Annotated in this window: 16 protein-coding genes; 10 read left to right on the forward strand and 6 right to left on the reverse strand. The window is 64.5% G+C overall.

Annotated elements, in window-relative coordinates; translation table 11 throughout:
* Positions 1-199 precede the first annotated feature (199 nt).
* From ACIQWO_RS21605 to ACIQWO_RS21620, 4 genes are all read left to right on the forward strand, one after another.
* Positions 200-412: a hypothetical protein gene (locus ACIQWO_RS21605; protein WP_039392977.1), complete on the forward strand. Its 213-nt coding sequence runs from the start codon at positions 200-202 to the stop codon at positions 410-412.
* A gap of 55 nt (positions 413-467) precedes the next feature.
* Positions 468-830, forward strand: coding sequence for a hypothetical protein (locus tag ACIQWO_RS21610; protein ID WP_402828746.1), 363 nt, complete (start codon positions 468-470; stop codon positions 828-830).
* A gap of 122 nt (positions 831-952) precedes the next feature.
* Entirely contained in the window at positions 953-2,254 is a 1,302-nt protein-coding gene (locus tag ACIQWO_RS21615) for an O-antigen ligase family protein (RefSeq protein ID WP_402828748.1), read from the forward strand.
* Between the two features lie 12 nt (positions 2,255-2,266).
* Entirely contained in the window at positions 2,267-3,169 is a 903-nt protein-coding gene (locus ACIQWO_RS21620; RefSeq protein WP_402828750.1) for a glycosyltransferase family 2 protein, read from the forward strand.
* A gap of 38 nt (positions 3,170-3,207) precedes the next feature.
* On the opposite strand, the gene ACIQWO_RS21625 is transcribed toward ACIQWO_RS21620, so the two are convergent.
* Together ACIQWO_RS21625 and ACIQWO_RS21630 are read right to left on the reverse strand one after the other, a co-directional pair.
* Positions 3,208-3,378: a hypothetical protein gene (locus ACIQWO_RS21625; protein WP_402828752.1), complete on the reverse strand. Its 171-nt coding sequence runs from the start codon at positions 3,376-3,378 to the stop codon at positions 3,208-3,210.
* 122 nt (positions 3,379-3,500) lie between these two features.
* Positions 3,501-4,553, reverse strand: a complete 1,053-nt coding sequence (locus tag ACIQWO_RS21630; RefSeq protein ID WP_039401322.1) for a YeiH family protein — start codon at positions 4,551-4,553, stop codon at positions 3,501-3,503.
* Between the two features lie 223 nt (positions 4,554-4,776).
* Here ACIQWO_RS21630 and ACIQWO_RS21635 point away from each other — a divergent pair, with 223 nt between their 5' ends.
* Positions 4,777-5,439 carry a 2-hydroxychromene-2-carboxylate isomerase gene (locus tag ACIQWO_RS21635; RefSeq protein WP_402828754.1) on the forward strand — a complete coding sequence of 221 codons (663 nt, stop codon included), beginning with the start codon at positions 4,777-4,779 and terminating at the stop codon, positions 5,437-5,439.
* A 46-nt stretch (positions 5,440-5,485) separates the two neighbouring features.
* Here ACIQWO_RS21635 and ACIQWO_RS21640 read toward each other — a convergent pair whose 3' ends face one another.
* The 4 genes from ACIQWO_RS21640 to ACIQWO_RS21655 form a co-directional block, all read right to left on the reverse strand.
* On the reverse strand, positions 5,486-6,793 hold the full coding sequence (locus tag ACIQWO_RS21640) for an SGNH/GDSL hydrolase family protein (RefSeq protein ID WP_402828756.1): 1,308 nt from the start codon (positions 6,791-6,793) through the stop codon (positions 5,486-5,488).
* Between the two features lie 256 nt (positions 6,794-7,049).
* On the reverse strand, positions 7,050-7,673 hold the full coding sequence (locus ACIQWO_RS21645) for an OmpA family protein (protein WP_402828758.1): 624 nt from the start codon (positions 7,671-7,673) through the stop codon (positions 7,050-7,052).
* 134 nt (positions 7,674-7,807) lie between these two features.
* Positions 7,808-9,232 (reverse strand): diguanylate cyclase domain-containing protein, encoded by a 1,425-nt coding sequence (locus ACIQWO_RS21650; RefSeq protein ID WP_402828760.1) that lies wholly within the window; start codon positions 9,230-9,232, stop codon positions 7,808-7,810.
* Positions 9,229-9,774, reverse strand: coding sequence for a YfiR family protein (locus ACIQWO_RS21655; RefSeq protein WP_402828762.1), 546 nt, complete (start codon positions 9,772-9,774; stop codon positions 9,229-9,231). Before ACIQWO_RS21655 ends, ACIQWO_RS21650 begins: the two co-directional genes overlap by 4 nt.
* Before the next feature lie 518 nt (positions 9,775-10,292).
* On the opposite strand from ACIQWO_RS21655, the gene ACIQWO_RS21660 reads away from it, so the two are divergent.
* From ACIQWO_RS21660 to ACIQWO_RS21680, 5 genes are all read left to right on the forward strand, one after another.
* On the forward strand, positions 10,293-12,014 hold the full coding sequence (locus ACIQWO_RS21660; protein ID WP_402828764.1) for a putative bifunctional diguanylate cyclase/phosphodiesterase: 1,722 nt from the start codon (positions 10,293-10,295) through the stop codon (positions 12,012-12,014).
* Positions 12,015-12,163: 149 nt separating this feature from the next.
* Complete coding sequence (locus ACIQWO_RS21665) at positions 12,164-13,270, forward strand: S-(hydroxymethyl)glutathione dehydrogenase/class III alcohol dehydrogenase (protein ID WP_039392986.1); 1,107 nt, start codon at positions 12,164-12,166, stop codon at positions 13,268-13,270.
* A 16-nt stretch (positions 13,271-13,286) separates the two neighbouring features.
* Positions 13,287-14,951 carry an inorganic phosphate transporter gene (locus tag ACIQWO_RS21670; RefSeq protein WP_402828766.1) on the forward strand — a complete coding sequence of 555 codons (1,665 nt, stop codon included), beginning with the start codon at positions 13,287-13,289 and terminating at the stop codon, positions 14,949-14,951.
* 177 nt (positions 14,952-15,128) lie between these two features.
* Positions 15,129-15,899, forward strand: a complete 771-nt coding sequence (locus ACIQWO_RS21675) for an SH3 domain-containing protein (RefSeq protein ID WP_402828768.1) — start codon at positions 15,129-15,131, stop codon at positions 15,897-15,899.
* A gap of 765 nt (positions 15,900-16,664) precedes the next feature.
* Positions 16,665-18,059 carry an amino acid permease gene (locus tag ACIQWO_RS21680; RefSeq protein ID WP_402828770.1) on the forward strand — a complete coding sequence of 465 codons (1,395 nt, stop codon included), beginning with the start codon at positions 16,665-16,667 and terminating at the stop codon, positions 18,057-18,059.
* Positions 18,060-18,096 lie beyond the last annotated feature (37 nt).

The following is an 18,096-nucleotide window of genomic DNA, read 5'->3' on the forward strand; positions in this document are numbered from 1 at the left end:
GCCCCACAGGCCACTGTTACGGCAGCGCGTTCCTGCAGTGTTTCGTTTCCGTAACGTTTTTTGATATCGGCGCGCGCCCCGTTCGCCCACACTCCTTACAAATCAAGCAGTTAAGGGTTTCAAGACAATTGGCACGGGATTTGCTGAGTCTTTTGCAACGACCCGTCGAGGTCGGAGGGCCAAATTTTTGGAGACTGTCATGTCAAGCGCCCATTTCCGTCGACCGCATCCGACAGTGGAACTCGCCCGGTGCGTGTTCCGGCAGCATTACATCCGCATCATGCAGGCCGAACATCCCGGCAGCTATGCGGTGCTGGTCGACATCTGGCCGATGGACGGTCGGACGTATTCGAGCATCGATCAGGCCAAGCATGCGGCCATGCTGTTTATCCGCAATATGGAAAACGACTGAGTCCACGTAAGTGATTCCGCGCCAGCGGCCCTGGCGCGGCCAACGAGACGAGACCATGAAACATCACCACACCCGTCACAGCGCCGCCGAGCGGCACGCCCTGGCTGCCATGCCGTCCTCAGCCCATTCTTCCGCCCGTGCACGCCAGCCGGTCGTCCTCGATCCGGTCGGCGACCCGTACGCCCGCGTTGCCGTCGAAGCTTACGCCGAGGCCTGCGCGCAGGACCAGCCCTGGCTGGCCGAAGCGCTGCAACGGCAATATCAGTTGGCAGGCGGCACGCCGTCGAGTGCGGCAGCGATCTGGCGCACGTTCCACGAGGCGCAGCAATTGGCGCGCGACGGCGACAATTACGACGAAGCGGCCTGGACGCACGTGGCGCTGCATTTGTGCGGCGTGCTCGGCGCGATGAATCTGTAATTGTGAAATTTTGAGCAGATCGATGTTTTGGCCGTTGCGTGGCGTCGACGGAAGCCTTGGCGCTGTGGGCATTTCTGGCATACTTCGTGCAAAGTAAATTCCCGCAGTCTGCCTGGTAACCAATGAGCAAGTCCGCCGCGCCGGCACGGAATCCCCGTCGGCACCTTTTTGCCAATATTTTCGGCACGCTGATCCTGCTGTTCCCCGCCGTATCCCTGGTCGTTCCACGCGGCGGGAATACGGCGATGTTCCTGACGGTGGCCCTCGGCGCCATCGTCCTTTTCACGGGCCGCGAACGGGGCGAAATCTGTTCGCTCGTGCGTGCCAATTCCCACGTCCGCCTGCTCCTCATCTCGCTACTGCTGCCGTTTTTCTCGATTCTGCTCGTCGAAATTCTGCACGGCCGGATTGTCGCGAACACGCTCGACTCCCCGCTACGCTTCCTGCTCGCTACCTTTGTATTCCTGGGGCTGCGCCGGATCGTCGACGTCATGCCGAAATGGACCGATCTGTCGTTCGCCACCGGCGCGATCGCTGCGGCCTTCATGGCCTTGTATTCCACCGCAGATATTCTCGCCGCCCGCGCCGAAAGCTCGTTCCTGAATCCGATCCACTTCGGCGACATCGCCGTCCTGCTGGGCACACTGTCCGTCGTGTCGATTCACTGGCTGTCGCGCGATAAGGCCTGGACCGTCGCGTTCAAGCTGCTGGGCGCTGCTGCCGGATGCTACGCGTCGTGGGCCAGCCAGTCCCGCGGGGGCTGGATCGTGCTGCCTGTGCTGCTGGTCGTCTGGCTGATGTGGCGCAATCAACCGCTGAGCGGCGCACGGCGCGTCGCGATCGGCGTCGTCGTCGCCGTGCTGCTCGCAGCCACGTTCAGCTCGCATGTCGTGCGCGAACGCTTCGAAATGATCCGGTCGGATCTGATCAATCTCTCCGCAGGCAACCCCAATACGTCGACCGGTATCCGTGTCGAATTGTGGAAGGTCGCCGGCCAACTCATCGGTGAGCATCCGTTGCTCGGCCTCGGCGCCCATGGGTTTCGCGATGCGATGCCCGCCATGGCGGCATCCGGCGAGTTGACGCCGTTGGCCGCCGACCTCGGCAAGGGCGAAGTGCACAATCAGATCCTTGCCTACTTCGTCGATTACGGTCTGCTTGGCCTGTTGTGCATTCTCGGCGTCTACCTCGGCCCGGCCATCTTCTTCATTCGCTCGGCGCAGTTGCAACACGACCGCGTCAAGAATCGCGCGGCGTTGATGGGATTGATGACGGCGGTCGCCTTCGCCGTCTTCGGATTGACCGTGGAGACGTTCAATCTGAAGGTGACGGTCGCCTTCTATGCAACGATGCTGGCTCTGTTTGCCGCGTTCGCCTATCCTGTCGGATCCTCAGACGACAGACCGCCCGTTGACAAGCGATAACGCCGCTCCCTCATGCTAAGCATTCTGATCCCCACCTGGAACAACCTACCGTTCCTCAAGCTGTGTATCGATAGCGTTCGCCGGCACTCCGGCGAGGCGCACGAGATTCTCGTGCACGTCAACGACGGCAGCGACGGTACGCTCGACTGGGTGCGTGAGCAGGGCTTGCGTCACACGCACAGCAGCGGCAACGTGGGCGTTTGCCTCGCGCTCAATCAACTCGCCCCGCTCGCGTCGCACGATCAGTTGCTGTTCCTGAACGACGACATGTTCGTCACGCCCGGCTGGGACACCGCACTCACCGATGCCGCCCGTGCGCTCCAGGCACTCGGCACGCAGGTCTATTACCTCTCGTCGGTCATGGTCGAACCCAACGCCGGGGTCAGCAAGCAAGTCGTTTCGAAAGATTTCGGCACCACACCGGAGACGTTCGACGAAGCCGCGATGCTCGCCTTCGCCGCCTCGCTGGGACGCAGCGACGTGAACGGCGTGCCGACGCAGCCCACGCTCGTGAGCCGCGGGCTATGGCACCTGGTCGGTGGCTACAGCATCGAGTTCGGCCCCGGCATGAGCAGCGACGACGACTTCCTGATGAAGCTCTGGCTGGTCGGCTGCCGGACGTTCCGTATCGTCGGCAAGAGTGTGGTCTATCACTTCGGTTGCCGCTCGACCGGACGCGTGGTGAAGAATCGCGGCAGTCGCGAATTCCTGATGAAGTGGGGGATGACGCAGGCCGAGTTCAAGCGCGACTATCTCGATCTCGCGGGCACACCAGCAGGCGCGGCACTGCCGAACGTGCCGATGCCCAGCGGCAAGAGCCGCATCAAACGCGCGCTGCACGGCAGCAAGCCGTACCCGCTCGAAGACCTCGCGCGCTGGGACGCCAACGTCCCGCAACATCTGAAGCTGGACTGAGACGTCCAGCCGCGCGCCAGCACCGTTAAAACCGTAAATCAGTGCCGTGGGTGACGGATGCGTGCCCACGCGTGCTCAAGACGCTTCACCGCAGGACTGTCCGGGTGACGTGTCCACCAGACCCCCATCTCCCACACCATGCCCGCAAGCACGGCGATCACCACGAGTGCGCCGATGGTGTACCAGATCTCGCCGAATGAGGTTGACATAACGGCCTCCCAAAAACGCATCACGGACGACCGGCGGCCGTCCGTGATTGCATTCTAGGCGACGAAACCCGGCTTGCCCGCCGGGTCTGCCCTAACGTCGGGGGTTCATCCTTCCAGTCACTTCAGAGCTGCCCCATCGTCAGTTGCACCACGAGGCTGCTGACCGACACCGCCGCCCAGACACCCAGTCCGAGCAGGATCGGACGCACACCGGTCGATGCCATGCGGCGCAGATTCGACGACAGCCCGATGGCGGTGAGCGCCACGATGATCAGGAATTCGGCAGCGTCATGAATCCACGGTTGCAGCGCCGGGGGCACGAGGCCTGCCGTGCGGATGCCCGATGCGATCAGGAAGCCCAGGATGAACCATGGGAAGATGCGGGCGAGGCTGAAGTTACCGGCACCGGCACGCTTGGCGCGGTAGGCCACGATGGCAGCCAGTGTCAGACAGATCGGGATGATCAGCGTGGCACGCGTCAGCTTGACGATCGTGGCGTAGTCGCCCGCCTCCTTGCTGTAGCTATAACCGGCCGCCACCACCGACGACGTGTCGTTGATTGCCGTACCGGCCCACATGCCGAAGCCGAGATCCGAGAGATGCAGCGCGTGACCGAGTACCGGGAACAGCAGCACGGCGGCGATGTTGAACAGGAAGATGGTCGAGATGGCGAACGCCGTTTCGTGATCGTCCGGCTTCACGATGGGCGTGACGGCGGCAATCGCCGAGCCGCCACAAATGGCCGTGCCCACGCCAATGAGCAGCTTGAGCTTGTCGGGCACGCCCAGCAGGCGACCCAGCCCCCAGGCCGACAGTCCGGCGGCGGTGATCGTGACCGCCGTGACGGCGAGCGACTCGAGTCCCGTATGCGCCACCTGCGACAGGCTCAGACCGAAGCCCAGTGCGATGATCGACCACTGAAGCACGTACTTCGATGCGAACTTGATGCCGGACTCGTAACGTGCGCCCGGGGCGAAGATATTGCGCACGAGAATGCCCAGCAGAATGCCGAACACCGGACCGCCAACGAGCGGCATCTGACGCCCCAGCAACAGCGCCACGAAAGCGATCACGGTCGAGAGAATGAGGCCCGCCCAGGGGTTGTGCTGATCCGGCACCAGCGTGTCGGGACGGCTGGCCGAAGCGGGCGTTGCAGCGTGGGTTTTTGTTGTCATGTCGGGCACTCCTTGCGAATGAGTGCCAGTCTAAAAACTCCGCTTCAATAATAAAAATCGTTATATCGGATACAAAATATCCAAAATTCCGATGAATATTCGCAGCGATGATAAGCCACTGATTCCATGAGGGTTTTAGCGACGTTCGCGCGGTCCCGCTACACTGTCCGGAGCGTCAAGTCGCACGCGCCGAGAAAAATTTCTACACAGGAGACCGCGCCCCATGTCGCAGAACGCCGACACCCCCGCCCGTCACGCCCAGTGGTATTTCGATTTCGCCTCCCCGTTCGCGTACCTGCAATTCGAGCGCTTCGATACATTGCCACGCACGCTCGACATCGAACTCAAACCCATCGTGCTGGGCGCGATCCTCGTGCACTTGCAGACGCAGGGACCGGCCGAGACACCGCACAAGCGCATCTTTACCTATCGCATGGCGCAGTTTCGCGCCGAGCAGGACGGCATTGCGTACCGGATGCCGCCGGTGCACCCGTTCCATCCGATTCGCGTGTTGCGTCTGGCGGTCGCGTTAGGCGCGACGCACGAGGTCGTGCGTACGATCTTCCGCTTCATCTGGGCGGAAGGACGCGACGTGACCGACCCGCAGGGCTGGGCCGACCTGAGCGAGCGCCTCGGCCTGTCAGCCGACGACGCGCTAGCGCGTGCGGAATCGCCCGAGGTCAAAACGGCGCTTCGCGAGAACACCGAAGGGGCGATTGCCGCCGGGGTGTTCGGCGTGCCGACGTTTGCTTATGACGGGGAGTTGTATTGGGGGGATGACGCCACGGCGATGTTCCGCCACTGCCTCGCGCATCCCGAATGGCTGCAGTCGCCAGACGTCACCCGGCTGCAACAGGTGACGGTCGGCGTGAAACGGGAGCGTTGATAGCGACGGTGAGAGACGCTGAGGAACGGCTGTCCGCTGACAGGCGTCAGCGCGCAGCGCCCGACGGCTGCGTCTTCGCACCGCTACCCAGAATCAGCGGCAGCGACACGGCGTCCGCCATCGCGGCGTAGCCAGCGTCGCTCGGGTGCGTGCCGTCGCCGCTATCCAGGCGCGGCAGCATGCGTGTCGGTTGCGACGGATCGCGCAATGCCGCGTCGAAATCGATCACGCCATCGAAAGCGCCGCCGGTACGTACCCACTGATTGACGGCCTCACGCACCGCTTCACGCTCAGGCGGCAATTTGCCCGGCGGGATCGTGGTGCCAAGAATGCGCACGTTGCGGGCGTGCGCCGCTGCGATCAGCGACTGATAGCCCGCGATCATCTCCGGTGCGGTCACGATCACGTGCGGCACGTCGCAATCGAGCCCGCCGTGCGGCGGCACGTAACCGAAATTGATGTCGTTGATGCCGATCTGCACGACGACCGTCTTCACGCCCGGTTGCTCCAAAGCGTCGCGACGAAAGCGGGCCACCAGCCGCTCGCCGTAGCAGGCCGAATCGTGCAGCAGGCGATTACCGCTGATGCCGAGATTGAGCACGGCGATATCGCGTCGCCCGGCGGCGTCCAGACGACGCGCCAACCCGTCCGGCCAGCGACGATTGGCGTTCAGCGTGCTGCGCATGCCGTCCGTGATCGAATCGCCAATGGCGACGATGGCGTGCGACGGCGCGTCAGGGACGACGCTCAGCCCGGCCAGCCACAACGTATTCGTGAAGCGCGTGGGGAACGACGCCGCCTGTGCGTTATCGACGAAATCCCCCGCGCCGCTCAGAAAGGCGGTCTGCTGCGCGATCTTGTGCCACGTGGTGGGCGTCTTCGATTCTTGTGTGAAGAGACTGACGGCCAGCGGCGTTCCGGCGCGTACAGCGAACGGCAGCGGGTCACTCTCGAGCGATGCGCCCGGTGCAATGCGCGCCGCCGGTTGCCCGCCGAACGTCAGGCCTCGCATTGTGCCCGCGTCGATGGCCGCACCGCGTGTGGACACAGCAAGGCTTGCTCGTTCGATGACCAGAGGCTGCGTGCCGTACGCGTTCGAGAACCGCACACGGACATCGTTGCCGGACAGCGTGGGATAAACGATCTGACGAACGGTGCGCCCGCCTGCGGCCGGTGCCCGGTTGAACGAAGGCGCTGCCGGATGCTGCGCGACGGCTTGCGGTGCCGTCGCCCATGTCCCAACGCGTGCGTTCGGAACATTCGATGCGCTCTGTCCCTGAGCAAGCGCCGTCGAGGACACACCCGCGACGGTGGTCGCGAACACGGTCAGCGCGACGCGAAAAGCGCGTTGCATTCGGGGCGAGCCCTCGGCAGCGGAAAACCAGAAGTTCGTGAACGTAGACAACGTCGGGAGCATGAAAACAGCGTGGGCCAACATGGGTAATTCGGGCAGCAGCCGCCATTGTGCCTGATTGCGGCCGTTGGCAAGGACTTACATTACCTTTCAGGCATGGCCCTGCCGCCCGGTTTGGCGTGGCGAAACCTGACAAGCGAAAGTGCCGGGAATCGGTGCGACTCGGTGCGACTCGGTGCGACTCGGTGCGTCGAAGTCAGCGCGTCGAAATCACGATAGCGACGCGTCGGTTCTGCGCACGCCCTGCCGGGGTGCTGTTGTCGGCAACCGGATTACGTTTGCCCGCCCCGATCGTCTGGATGCCTGCGCGCTTGACGCCCGCCTCGGCCAACACACCGGCTACGGCGTCGGCACGGCGTGCCGAAAGCTGCTCGTTGTACGTCTCGCTGCCGACCGAGTCGGTGTATCCGTAGACGCGCACCGCGTCGAGTCCGACCTTCACCAGCGTGTGCCCGATGCGCGTGACCGTCTCGCGTGCGGGGTCGCGCACCACGAACTTGTCAGTGTCGAAGAGCACCGTATCCGACAGTCCGAACTCCCAGCCTTCGTCCGTCTGCGTGAAGCCTTCCGATTTGAGTGCGGCGATCTGCTCAGGCGTCAGGCCGTGCACCGGCGTGGTCTGACAACCGGCGAGCGCACCGAAGCCGAGCAGGACCAGCAGTCCGAGGGCGCGGCGCAGGAGCGTCCGATATTGCGAGAAAGTGCGATTCAGCGCGGCGAAGAAGTTGCCACCGAAGTCGCCCCGGCGGGCGGATGAATGTTGTGAGCTGCCCGTACCGACAGCGTCGGCGGTTTTAGCAGCGATAGCAGCGAAGTCCAAGGCCAATCCCCATTGCGGTGTGAAATCCGGTCGTCATTTATGGTTATGTTTTGAAGCTTAGGGTCTGTTCACGCTAATACCGGGCTCGTGTTGCCCGGTATTAGCGTGAACAGACCCTAGTGTTGCTCGCCGCCTTATCCCTTGGGGCTTTCCGCAACATGCCAGGTGCCGTCTCCGGCACGCTTGGCCTGATACATCGCCGCATCCGCTGCGCGCAGCAGTGCTACGGCGTCGTCGGCGTGTGTCGGGTACAACGCCACGCCGATGCTCATCGACGTGGCCAGTTCGCTGCCGTCGGGCAGTGCAATCGGTCGTTCCATCGAGGCGAGCAGGTTCTGGGCAAGACGCACGGCGTTAGACGTCTGCCGCACGCCGGGCAGCATCACCGCGAACTCGTCACCGCCCAGACGCGCCACCAGATCCCCCTCGCGCAGCGGCTGGCGCAGACGCTCGGCAATCGCCACGAGCACCGCGTCGCCAGCGTCGTGACCGAGCTGATCGTTGATGTCTTTGAAACGGTTGCTGTCGAGATACAACAGCGCGACGTGTGTGCCCAACTCGCGCGCCTCGTCGAGCGCCTGCACCAGCCGCGACTCGAAATACGCACGATTCGGCAAGCCCGTCAGCGGGTCGTGATTCGCCTGATGGGCGAGCGTTGCATTCTGCGCGCGTAAATGGTTCTGCCAGCCTTCGAACTCGTCGAGCAGCGCGTTAAAGTCGTCGCCCAGTTCCTTCAGTTCGGCAATCGGCGTAGCAGCCACGCGCTGATGGAACGCCCGTTCCCGCCGCACCGCATGCGCCACTTCCGCCAGCGCACGCAGCGGCTTAACGATATCGCGGTGCATCCGTTTGGCGAGCACATTCGCAACGCCGAACGTGACGGCCAGACACGCGAGCACGCCGCCGATCCCGCTCATGAGAAACACGAAGAACTGATTGCCCTGCCCCTGGACTTCGATCGTGCCGACGACCTTGTCTTCGTGACGGATCGGCAGCGTCACCGGACCGGGCATGGCGATGTCGGCGACAGTTCGCTCGATACGTGCCAGCGTGCCGCCGTCGGGACGCCGCCACATGGCGAACTGCGCGTTGCGCGCATCGAGCACGCGCACCTGCACCACGTCTTCGTCTTTGGCGATGAGGGCAATCGCTTCCTGCGCCGCGACCTTGTCGCCGAACACGACCGCCGCTTCGGCGGTGTAGGCCAGCGAGCGGCCGATCAGCAACAGATTGTTTTCGGCGTAGGCGCGCAACGCGATCCACGCGACGACCGAAAGCAGGAGAGCTGCGAGGACTACGGCGGAGACCGCGAGACGCAGATGCGTGCGTCTCAGCACGCGCTGCAGGGAAGGCCGTCGCGGGCGCACGGGCGACCCGACAGGCGGTGTGGGCGTCGCGGTGGTAGCACCCGGCGGTGGCTCATGCGTCGATTCGTGCGTCGATTCATGTGTCGCTGCGCCGGTCGCGGCATCTGGCGCGGCCTGCGGTGACAGCAACCCGGCCACGGGCGTCCCGGGTCCGGACGGCGGTGGATGGGCTGGGGGGAATTGGGTGGTCATGGCGTTGCCGGCTTTCGCGCCAGCTTCAGCACGTTCGGGTGGACACGCACGCCGCTGCGCGCGACGGTGTCGAGGTTGATATCGAAGGTCACCCGGTCGGCGTCGACGTTCAGGCAGAACATCGTGCCGATGGTGCACGAGTCGTTGCGTTCGCTGATCGTCAGCACGGGATGACCGGCGAGGTTGGCCAGCACCTGGCGACGCTCGGTATCGCTCATCGCGCCGAGGTACAACACGTCGCACAACGAACCGATGGCCGGTTCCAGGGGAGCAATGCGCTGCGCTTCCACCGGCGGCGCGCTGCCTGACGGTTGCGCCGCCAGCAGGTCGCGCGCGTAGTCGGTATTGCCTGCGACGCACATACGCACTTTCGCGGGCGTCGTCGGCCAGCGGGTGAAACTGATGATGCCGAGTACGACTTGCCGGACATTGGCATCACGCCCGCTGACGGAACTCGCACCGGCATTGCCTGCGTTGCCTGCGGCCGACGATTGCGCCGCTGCCTGCCCTGCCAGTCCCATCATGAGGACGCTCAGACACATGAGGTACAGCCACGAACGCGCGCGCGCAGACCGGCCTCTGCCGCATGCCTGCCGCAGGCCTCGTGTCACACCGGTCGTCTTTGTCCGGACGCTATGCAACGTCGCCTTCCCTCAGTACCCAAATATTCGCGGTCGTCCGCTTGCCCTTCAAAATGCCCTGTCGGCACCACCGGCGAGATCGACGCCATTTCGGTGTCATCCCGACGGAAACAGGCCGCATGATACCGAACGGCTCCTCGCGAAGCCATACGGACCGGGTCCGGCGAGGCATTTCCACACCGGTGTCGCCAGCCCACAGCATGCGCGTGCCGCCGCCTTTTCGGAACCCCTCCCGACCCCGCGTTTTCCCTTGCACGAAGCCGCTTGCATCGTGGCAGAATGACGCTCATAACCAATTGATAAACAAGAGGAATCGGGCGACTAGATCGCTCGATTTTCGAGATAAAAATCGCGACGCCAGGGAGGTGTTGCATGACGTTCCTGAATCCCGGCCGGACCGGCTTTCGGGAGGTACGGACGTGAACGATCCCGTACCTCGTCGGGTGCCCGACGTCCAGGGCGAATTGAGCCGTGCCGCGCTCGACAGCGCGCCGTATGCGATGTTCGTCTGTACCGACGACGGCATGCTCGAGCGCATGAACGCGGCGTTCACACGCCTGACCGGCTACACGCCCGACGACCTGCTGGGCAAACGCAGCTTCGTCTCCCTGCTCGATCCCTCGGAACTGGCACGCCGCCGCCTGCCTGCGCTGGCCAGTCTGTCGGCGCATGAAGCGGTGCCGTATGACGACGAATGGCATCTGCTCACCCACATCCGTAGCTGGTTGCCGATCCGTCTCGCGCTCTCCTGCGTCGAACACGCACCGGGCGAGCGCCGTTGGGTGGGCATCGTGCTCGATCTGTCGCAGCAGGTGCATGTGGCGTCGCGGCTCTGGTATGTCACACACCACGACCCGGTCACCAGCCTGCCCAATCAGACCCTGCTCAACGAACGTCTCGAACTGGCGATCCATCGCTGCGCGATTCAGCAGGTCGGGCTTACGGTGATGCTGGTCGAACTCGATCACCTGCGCAAACTGCGCAGCACCTTCGGTCCGCCCGCCGCCGAGCTGGCGCTGCGCATCGCGGCCGAGCGATTGCGCGAAGCCAGCGGCCCCGAGGACGCCCTCGCCTGTCTGGGCGGCAGCCAGTTCGTGATTGTCACCAATGAAACGGGAGACGGTGCGCGCCTGCTCGCTGCACGCATTCAGGCACGGCTCGCACAATGGGTGGACGTCGACCAGAACTCCGTTGCGCTGGACGCGAGCATCGGCGCAGTCAGCTACCCGGATCACGGGAATACCCCCGAAACACTGCTGCGACGCGCCCACGTGGCGCTCGGCATCGCCAGCGCCGCCGGTGGCGGTCTGCGCTTTTTCAGCAGCGAGATGGATTCGCAGGCGCGACGTCGCAACGAACTGGAGACGCTACTGCGCGTAGCCGTGCATGAGGCGTCGCATTCGCAGTTGCATCTCGTCTACCAGCCGCAGGTCACGCTCTCGACGGGCGAGATCCGCAGCGCAGAGACACTGCTGCGCTGGCGTCATCCCTCGCTTGGCGCGGTAGGTCCTGCGGAATTCGTGCCGATTGCCGAGACCTCGGGGCTGATTCTGCCGCTGGGCGAATGGGTCATGCAGACCGCCTGCCGGGAAGCGAGCCGCTTGCTGCGACGCTGCGGCCATTTGCCGCGCATCTCCGTGAACGTTTCCGCGCAGCAGTTCGCGCGGCAGGACGTCGTCGGCATGATCGAGCGGGCGCTGAATGCCCATGCGCTGGAGCCGCGTCATCTGGAAATCGAAATCACCGAGACGGTCCTGCTGGGCGACTCCAGCACCGCCGTCGGCAGTCTGCGCTCGCTGCACGACATGGGCGTAGAGATCGCCGTGGACGACTTCGGTACGGGTTACGCGAGTCTTGCCTATCTCACGCGCTTTCCGATTCATCGCCTGAAGATCGATCAGAGCTTTGTGCGCGACATGCTCACGCATGCGCCGAGCCATGCCATTGTGAGCGCCGTCATCGCCATGGCGCACTCGCTGGGGCTGCGCGTGACGGCCGAAGGCGTCGAGACGCAGGCGCAAGCGCTGCGCCTCACCGAACTGGGCTGCGACGAGGCGCAGGGCTACTGGTTCGCACGGCCCGTTGACGCACAGGGCTTCTATCACATCGTGGCACCGTTGGGCAGCGGTGCACGGCGCTGAGTGATGCTGAGCGGCGCTGAGCGATTCATGTATCCAGCAACGTCTTTTTTGTCGACATGGCGTGTCAAGACTCGCGCGTGACTTTAGAACGCGGTATGGTACGTCGCGAAGGGATTCCCCCGAACGACGTAGCAACGAGGAATAACGCCATGAAAACCAAAGCCGCCATTGCCTGGGAAGCGGGCAAACCCCTGACCATCGAGGAAGTCGATCTGGAAGGGCCGCGCGCTGGCGAGGTGCTGATCGAGGTCAAGGCCACCGGCATCTGCCATACGGACTACTACACACTCTCCGGCGCAGACCCGGAAGGTATCTTCCCTGCCATCCTCGGCCATGAGGGTGCGGGCGTGATCGTGGACGTCGGCCCCGGCGTGACCACGCTCAAGAAAGACGACCACGTCATTCCGCTGTACACGCCGGAATGTCGTCAGTGCAAATTCTGCCTGTCGCGCAAGACCAACCTGTGCCAGGCGATCCGCAGCACGCAGGGTCGCGGCCTGATGCCGGACGCCACGTCGCGCTTCTCGCTCGACGGCAAGCCCATCTTCCATTACATGGGCACGTCCACCTTCTCGAACTACATCGTCGTGCCGGAGATCGCCGTGGCGAAAGTCCGCTCCGACGCTCCTTTCGACAAGGTCTGCTACATCGGCTGCGGCGTGACGACCGGCGTTGGTGCCGTCGTCTATTCGGCGAAAGTCGAAGCGGGCGCGAACGTCGTCGTGTTCGGTCTGGGCGGCATCGGCCTGAACGTGATTCAGGGTGCGAAGATGGTCGGCGCGGACAAGATCATCGGCGTCGACATCAACCCGGGACGCGTGGAACTCGCCAGGAAGTTCGGCATGACGCACTTCATCAACCCGAACGAAGTGGAAAACGTCGTCGACACGATTGTGCAACTGACCGATGGCGGCGCGGACTACTCGTTCGAGTGCATCGGCAACGTCACGACCATGCGTCAGGCGCTGGAATGCTGCCACAAGGGCTGGGGTCAGTCGTTCATCATCGGCGTGGCCGCAGCGGGTCAGGAGATCAGCACGCGTCCGTTCCAACTGGTGACGGGGCGTGAGTGGAAGGGTTCGGCATTCGGCGGCGCGCGTGGCCGCACCGACGTGCCGAAGATCGTCGACTGGTACATGGAAGGCAAGATCAACATCGACGATCTGATTACGCACACGCTGCGTCTCGACCAGATCAACGAAGGCTTCGATCTGATGAAGCGCGGCGAGTCCATCCGCTCCGTCGTGTTGTACTGATCTCGCAAAGACCCCCATGCGCGGCGGCGTGCTCCCTCCACAGGGCAGGCCCGACAGCCCCGCCGGCGATGCCGGCGGACCGCTCGCACAGGCGCGCCGCCGCCGTCACCGCATTCGTCTCGCGATCTTCCTCACCCTGCTGCTGGCAGGGCTGATCTTCACCACCGTCAGTCTCGTGCGCGACGTCGGCCGGGCAGGCGAGCACAGCATCGCGCTGCTGCCGTTCCTGCTGCTGGTCGTCGCACTGCTCATCGCCCTCGGCTTCGAATTCGTCAACGGTTTTCACGACACGGCGAACGCGGTCGCCACCGTCATCTACACCAACTCCCTGCCGCCGAGCATTGCCGTGATGTGGTCCGGCCTGTTCAACTTTCTCGGCGTGTTGCTCTCAAGCGGTGCGGTGGCTTTCAGTGTCGTGTCCCTGCTGCCGGTCGAACTGATCCTGCAAGTCGGAACGTCGGCGGGCTTTGCGATGGTCTTCGCGCTGCTCATCGCCGCCATCGTCTGGAACGGGGCGACGTGGTGGCTCGGCCTGCCCGCGTCGTCCTCCCACACGCTGATCGGCTCGATTGTCGGCGTGGGCATTGCCAACGCGCTCATGCACGGACGCGACGGCACAAGCGGCGTCGACTGGTCGCAGGTGACGACCGTCGGCTACTCACTGCTGCTCTCGCCCGTGATCGGGTTCGGGCTGGCGGCGGCCCTGTTCGTCACCCTCAAGTTCTGCGTTCGGAATCCGGCGCTGTACGCTTCACCCGAGCCGCGCAAGCCGCCGCCGTGGTGGATTCGCGGCATGCTCATCCTCACCTGTACCGGCGTGTCCTTCGCGCACGGGTCGAACGACGGACAGAAAGGCATGGGGCTCATCATGCTGATTCTGGTCGGCACCGTGCCCATCGCCTACGCCCTCAACCATGCGATGCCTGACGCGCAGGTGGCCCAGTTCGCCGCCAGCGCGCAGACCACGCAACGCTCGCTCGCAGCGCACCCGCCGCTGAGTGCCACGCCTGACACCGATGTATCGAATGCCACACCGGGTGTTCCCGCCCGCGACGTGCTGACCAACTTCATACGCACCGAACGCTTCACGCCCGACGTCGTACCGGCGTTGTCCGAACTCACCGGCGATATCGGCCGCGAGGTGGCGGAGCATGGCTCGTTTGCGCGCATGCCTGCCACGTCGGTGGCCAACGTGCGCAACGATATGTACATCGCGTCCGAGACCATCCGGCTGCTGGAACGGCAACATGGTGTGCATCTTCAGGCGGACACCGTCCGTGAGCTTCAGGCGTTTCGCGGCCAGTTGGACGAGGCCACCAAGTACATCCCGTTCTGGGTGAAGGTGTCGGTCGCTGTCGCCCTGGGTCTCGGGACGATGGTCGGGTGGCGACGCATCGTCGTGACCGTCGGCGAGAAGATCGGCAAGAAGCACCTCACGTATGCGCAGGGCGCGTCGGCCGAAGTGGTCGCCATGCTGACCATCGGGGCGGCGGACATGTACGGCTTGCCGGTGTCGACCACGCACGTGCTGTCGTCCGGTGTCGCGGGCACCATGACCATCAACGGCTCGGGCCTCCAGTGGGACACCATCCGGAATCTGCTGCTGGCGTGGGCGCTCACGCTGCCAGCGGCCATCGTGCTCGCAGGCGGCTTGTACTGGGGCTTCAGCCAACTGTTCTGAGCGCAGCGCGCGCATGGGATAGCGGCGGCTATCCCGCCGGTAACACACGACAATATTCCGGCAACGTTTCGTTACGCATTACCGCAAACCATCGGGCAGAACATCCGGTCGAACCGGCATGGCGCGCGCGGAAGGCCTTGGCCCCTCGTCGCGCACCGCCGAATCAGGGAGATGAAAATGAACAGACAAACCTTGCCCCTCGCCGTCGCAGCCGCGACCGTGCTGACGACGCTGGTCGCACTGCCCGATGTGGCGTCGGCGCAGTCGAGTCAGGCAGTCATCAATGCATCGGCCAATGTGCGGGCGGGTCCGGCGTCGGACTATCCGGTCGTCGCTCAGGCAGGGCCTGGCATGCCGGTGACGGTCTATGGCTGTGTCGCGGGCTATTCGTGGTGCGACATCGGCTTGCCGGGCGCACGCGGATGGATCTATGGCGCATTGCTGAGCTATCCCTATCAGGGCAATCCGGTGCCCGTGCTGAACTACGGAACGATGATCGGCTTGCCGATCATCACCTTCTCGATCGGTTCGTACTGGGGCAACTATTACCGCAATCGGCCCTGGTACAACGATCAGCGTTACTGGCATCGTCCGCCGCCGGGACCACGTCCGCCGCATTGGGGACCGGGGCCGGGTCCGCGACCGCCGGGACATGGCTACTATCCGGGCCACCCGCGTCCGCCGGGTCATGGAGCGGGACCGGGACCGAGGCCACCGGGACATGGCGCAGGTCCGGGTCCGCGACCGCCGGGACATGGCGCAGGCCCGGGGCCGCGTCCGCCTGGGCACGGCGGTGGTCCGGGACCGCGTCCGCCGGGAGGTGGAAATGGGGGCGGGCACGGTGGCGGGCACGGCGGTGGTCACGGTGGCGGGAATGGCGGTGGTCACGGAGGCGGTCATGGTGGGGGACGTCCGCCGGGCGGGGGTCCGGGGGGTCAGAACCGATAGTGAGCGCATGCCGACCGATGGTTTGAATTCGGGCAATGGAGTGGCGGGGGTTGTCGGTGCCCTGACGGAGCGACTTTCAGGTGGAGCGCAGTCAGGGTATCGGCACCCCCCGCGGCCCGGGGGGTGGCCGGAGCGTGGCCGTGGTCGCGGGATGTGGTGTTGAGCAGATACCCCCGCCGCTACCACATCCGCCCCTAATTAAGCAGTAACTACACGCACTTTGGGAAAAACGCTTAAAATGTGAGCAATTCCGGCCAGGCGGAGGTGCCGAACGGGCGCCGATGGCCGGACCGCAGGACAGCGAGCCCTTGCACACCGACGCCTTCCGGCGCCACCGTGCACCAACATTGCAGACCCTTCAGCAGACCTATCTCCGGTGTGCCGCAGCGAAGAATCAACGCTTTGCAGCGGTCACGGCAGTCCGGCAGGATCCTCAGTAAGTCTCGATTGTGTTCGTCCCGCCCCGGCGTGCCCTCTCCCTGAGCGGCGGCGTCGTGGCATGCCTATCGCCATGCCCCATCACCGGCACGCGCTACCCGCGCCCGCCGGTGTCGGCCGTATTGCTCGTGCATTGAGTCCGGGCGGCGCTAGCGCAACGACGTGGTTCGTCAAACCCTGTGGCCTTCCGCCACGCATGGGAACGAGCGGCCACAAGCCCGGGTGCCCTTTGCAGCCAGGTTGCGGGACACGTCTCCCGCAGATTCCCCGGATGGCGCTCGCCCCGCGAGCGCCAGGGGCATACGTTGCAGGAACCTTTTGCAGGCAATGAGTCTTTTTCGAACCAAAAACATCGAGAACATGCTGGCCGCAGGTCGCACCGGCGATCTCAAGAAAGTGCTGGGCCCGGTCGACCTCGTCCTGATGGGCATCGGCGCCATCATCGGCACCGGCATCTTCGTTCTCACCGGCACCGGCGCGCTGACCGCTGGCCCGGCGCTCACCGTCTCGTTCATGATCGCCGCGATGGCCTGCGGCTTCGCCGCGCTGTGCTACGCCGAGTTCGCCTCCACCATCCCCGTCTCCGGCTCCATCTACACCTACAGCTACGCCACGCTCGGTGAAATCGTCGCGTGGATCATCGGCTGGGATCTGATGCTCGAATACGGACTGGCGTCCTCCGCCGTGTCCGTCGGCTGGTCCGGCTACTTCCAGTCGCTTGCCGCCGGTTTCGGCCTTCACCTGCCCGCCGCGATCACCGCAACGCCCGGCAGCGTGCCTGGCGTGACCACGTTCATCAACCTGCCCGCCGTCGTGATCATGTTGCTCATCACGTGGGTGCTGTCGTACGGCGTGCGCGAGTCTGCACGCATCAACAACCTGATGGTCGCCATCAAGATCGGTGTCGTCCTGCTGTTCATCGCCGTGGGCGTGTGGCACGTCAAACCGGCCAACTGGACACCGTTCATGCCGTTCGGCACCAGCGGCATGTTCAACGCCGCCGCGCTCGTGTTCTTTGCCTTCATCGGGTTCGATGCCGTCACGTCCGCCGCCGAAGAAGTCCGCAACCCGGGACGCGACCTGCCCATCGGCATCATCGGCTCGCTGATCGTCTGCACGCTGTTGTATGTGGCGGTGGCCGCGATCATGACCGGCATCGTGCCGTTCGCGCAGTTCGCCGGTGTCGACCACCCGGTATCGCTCGCGCTGCAATATGCCGGACAGAACTGGATCGCGGGCTTCGTCGATCTGGGCGCAATTCTCGGCATGACCACCGTCATTCTCGTGATGACGTACGGCCAGACGCGCATCACCTACGCCATGTCGCGCGACGGCCTGCTGCCGCCGCTGCTCTCGCGCATTCACCCCACGCACAAGACCCCGTTCGCGGGCACCTGGATCATCGGCGTGGTGTTCGCCGTCATCGCAGGCTTCGTGCCGCTGGGCGTGCTCGCCGAGCTGATCAACATCGGCACCTTGTCGGCGTTCGCGCTGGTGTCCGTCGCCGTGCTCGTGCTGCGTCGTACGCGCCCCGACCTGCCGCGCGTGTTCCGCGTGCCGGGTGCGCCGGTCGTGCCGCTCATCTCCGTGGGTCTGTGCCTGTTCCTGATGGCGCATCTGCAAGCGACCACGTGGATCGCCTTCGTGGTGTGGCTCGCCATCGGCATGGTGATCTACTTCACCTACGCGCGCCGCAACGCGCTGCTGCACAAGCAACGCTAATCCCGGCAACACCGACTTTCCCCATCTCGCGCGCCGT

This window comes from Pandoraea sp. NPDC090278 (genome assembly GCF_044772185.1).
In the GTDB taxonomy this organism is placed as follows: Bacteria; Pseudomonadota; Gammaproteobacteria; order Burkholderiales; family Burkholderiaceae; genus Pandoraea.

Excerpts from the sequence above, each read along its gene's own strand:
- ACIQWO_RS21650 (WP_402828760.1), bottom strand. The coding sequence starts at position 9,232 with ATGACCACCCAATTCCCCCCAGCCCATCCACCGCCGTCCGGACCCGGG.
- ACIQWO_RS21605 (WP_039392977.1), top strand. The coding sequence starts at position 200 with ATGTCAAGCGCCCATTTCCGTCGACCGCATCCGACAGTGGAACTCGCC.
- ACIQWO_RS21630 (WP_039401322.1), bottom strand. The coding sequence starts at position 4,553 with ATGACAACAAAAACCCACGCTGCAACGCCCGCTTCGGCCAGCCGTCCC.
- ACIQWO_RS21635 (WP_402828754.1), top strand. The coding sequence starts at position 4,777 with ATGTCGCAGAACGCCGACACCCCCGCCCGTCACGCCCAGTGGTATTTC.
- ACIQWO_RS21675 (WP_402828768.1), top strand. The coding sequence starts at position 15,129 with ATGAACAGACAAACCTTGCCCCTCGCCGTCGCAGCCGCGACCGTGCTG.
- ACIQWO_RS21665 (WP_039392986.1), top strand. The coding sequence starts at position 12,164 with ATGAAAACCAAAGCCGCCATTGCCTGGGAAGCGGGCAAACCCCTGACC.
- ACIQWO_RS21610 (WP_402828746.1), top strand. The coding sequence starts at position 468 with ATGAAACATCACCACACCCGTCACAGCGCCGCCGAGCGGCACGCCCTG.
- ACIQWO_RS21670 (WP_402828766.1), top strand. The coding sequence starts at position 13,287 with ATGCGCGGCGGCGTGCTCCCTCCACAGGGCAGGCCCGACAGCCCCGCC.
- ACIQWO_RS21620 (WP_402828750.1), top strand. The coding sequence starts at position 2,267 with ATGCTAAGCATTCTGATCCCCACCTGGAACAACCTACCGTTCCTCAAG.
- ACIQWO_RS21625 (WP_402828752.1), bottom strand. The coding sequence starts at position 3,378 with ATGTCAACCTCATTCGGCGAGATCTGGTACACCATCGGCGCACTCGTG.
- ACIQWO_RS21680 (WP_402828770.1), top strand. The coding sequence starts at position 16,665 with ATGAGTCTTTTTCGAACCAAAAACATCGAGAACATGCTGGCCGCAGGT.
- ACIQWO_RS21615 (WP_402828748.1), top strand. The coding sequence starts at position 953 with ATGAGCAAGTCCGCCGCGCCGGCACGGAATCCCCGTCGGCACCTTTTT.
- ACIQWO_RS21655 (WP_402828762.1), bottom strand. The coding sequence starts at position 9,774 with ATGTGTCTGAGCGTCCTCATGATGGGACTGGCAGGGCAGGCAGCGGCG.
- ACIQWO_RS21640 (WP_402828756.1), bottom strand. The coding sequence starts at position 6,793 with ATGCAACGCGCTTTTCGCGTCGCGCTGACCGTGTTCGCGACCACCGTC.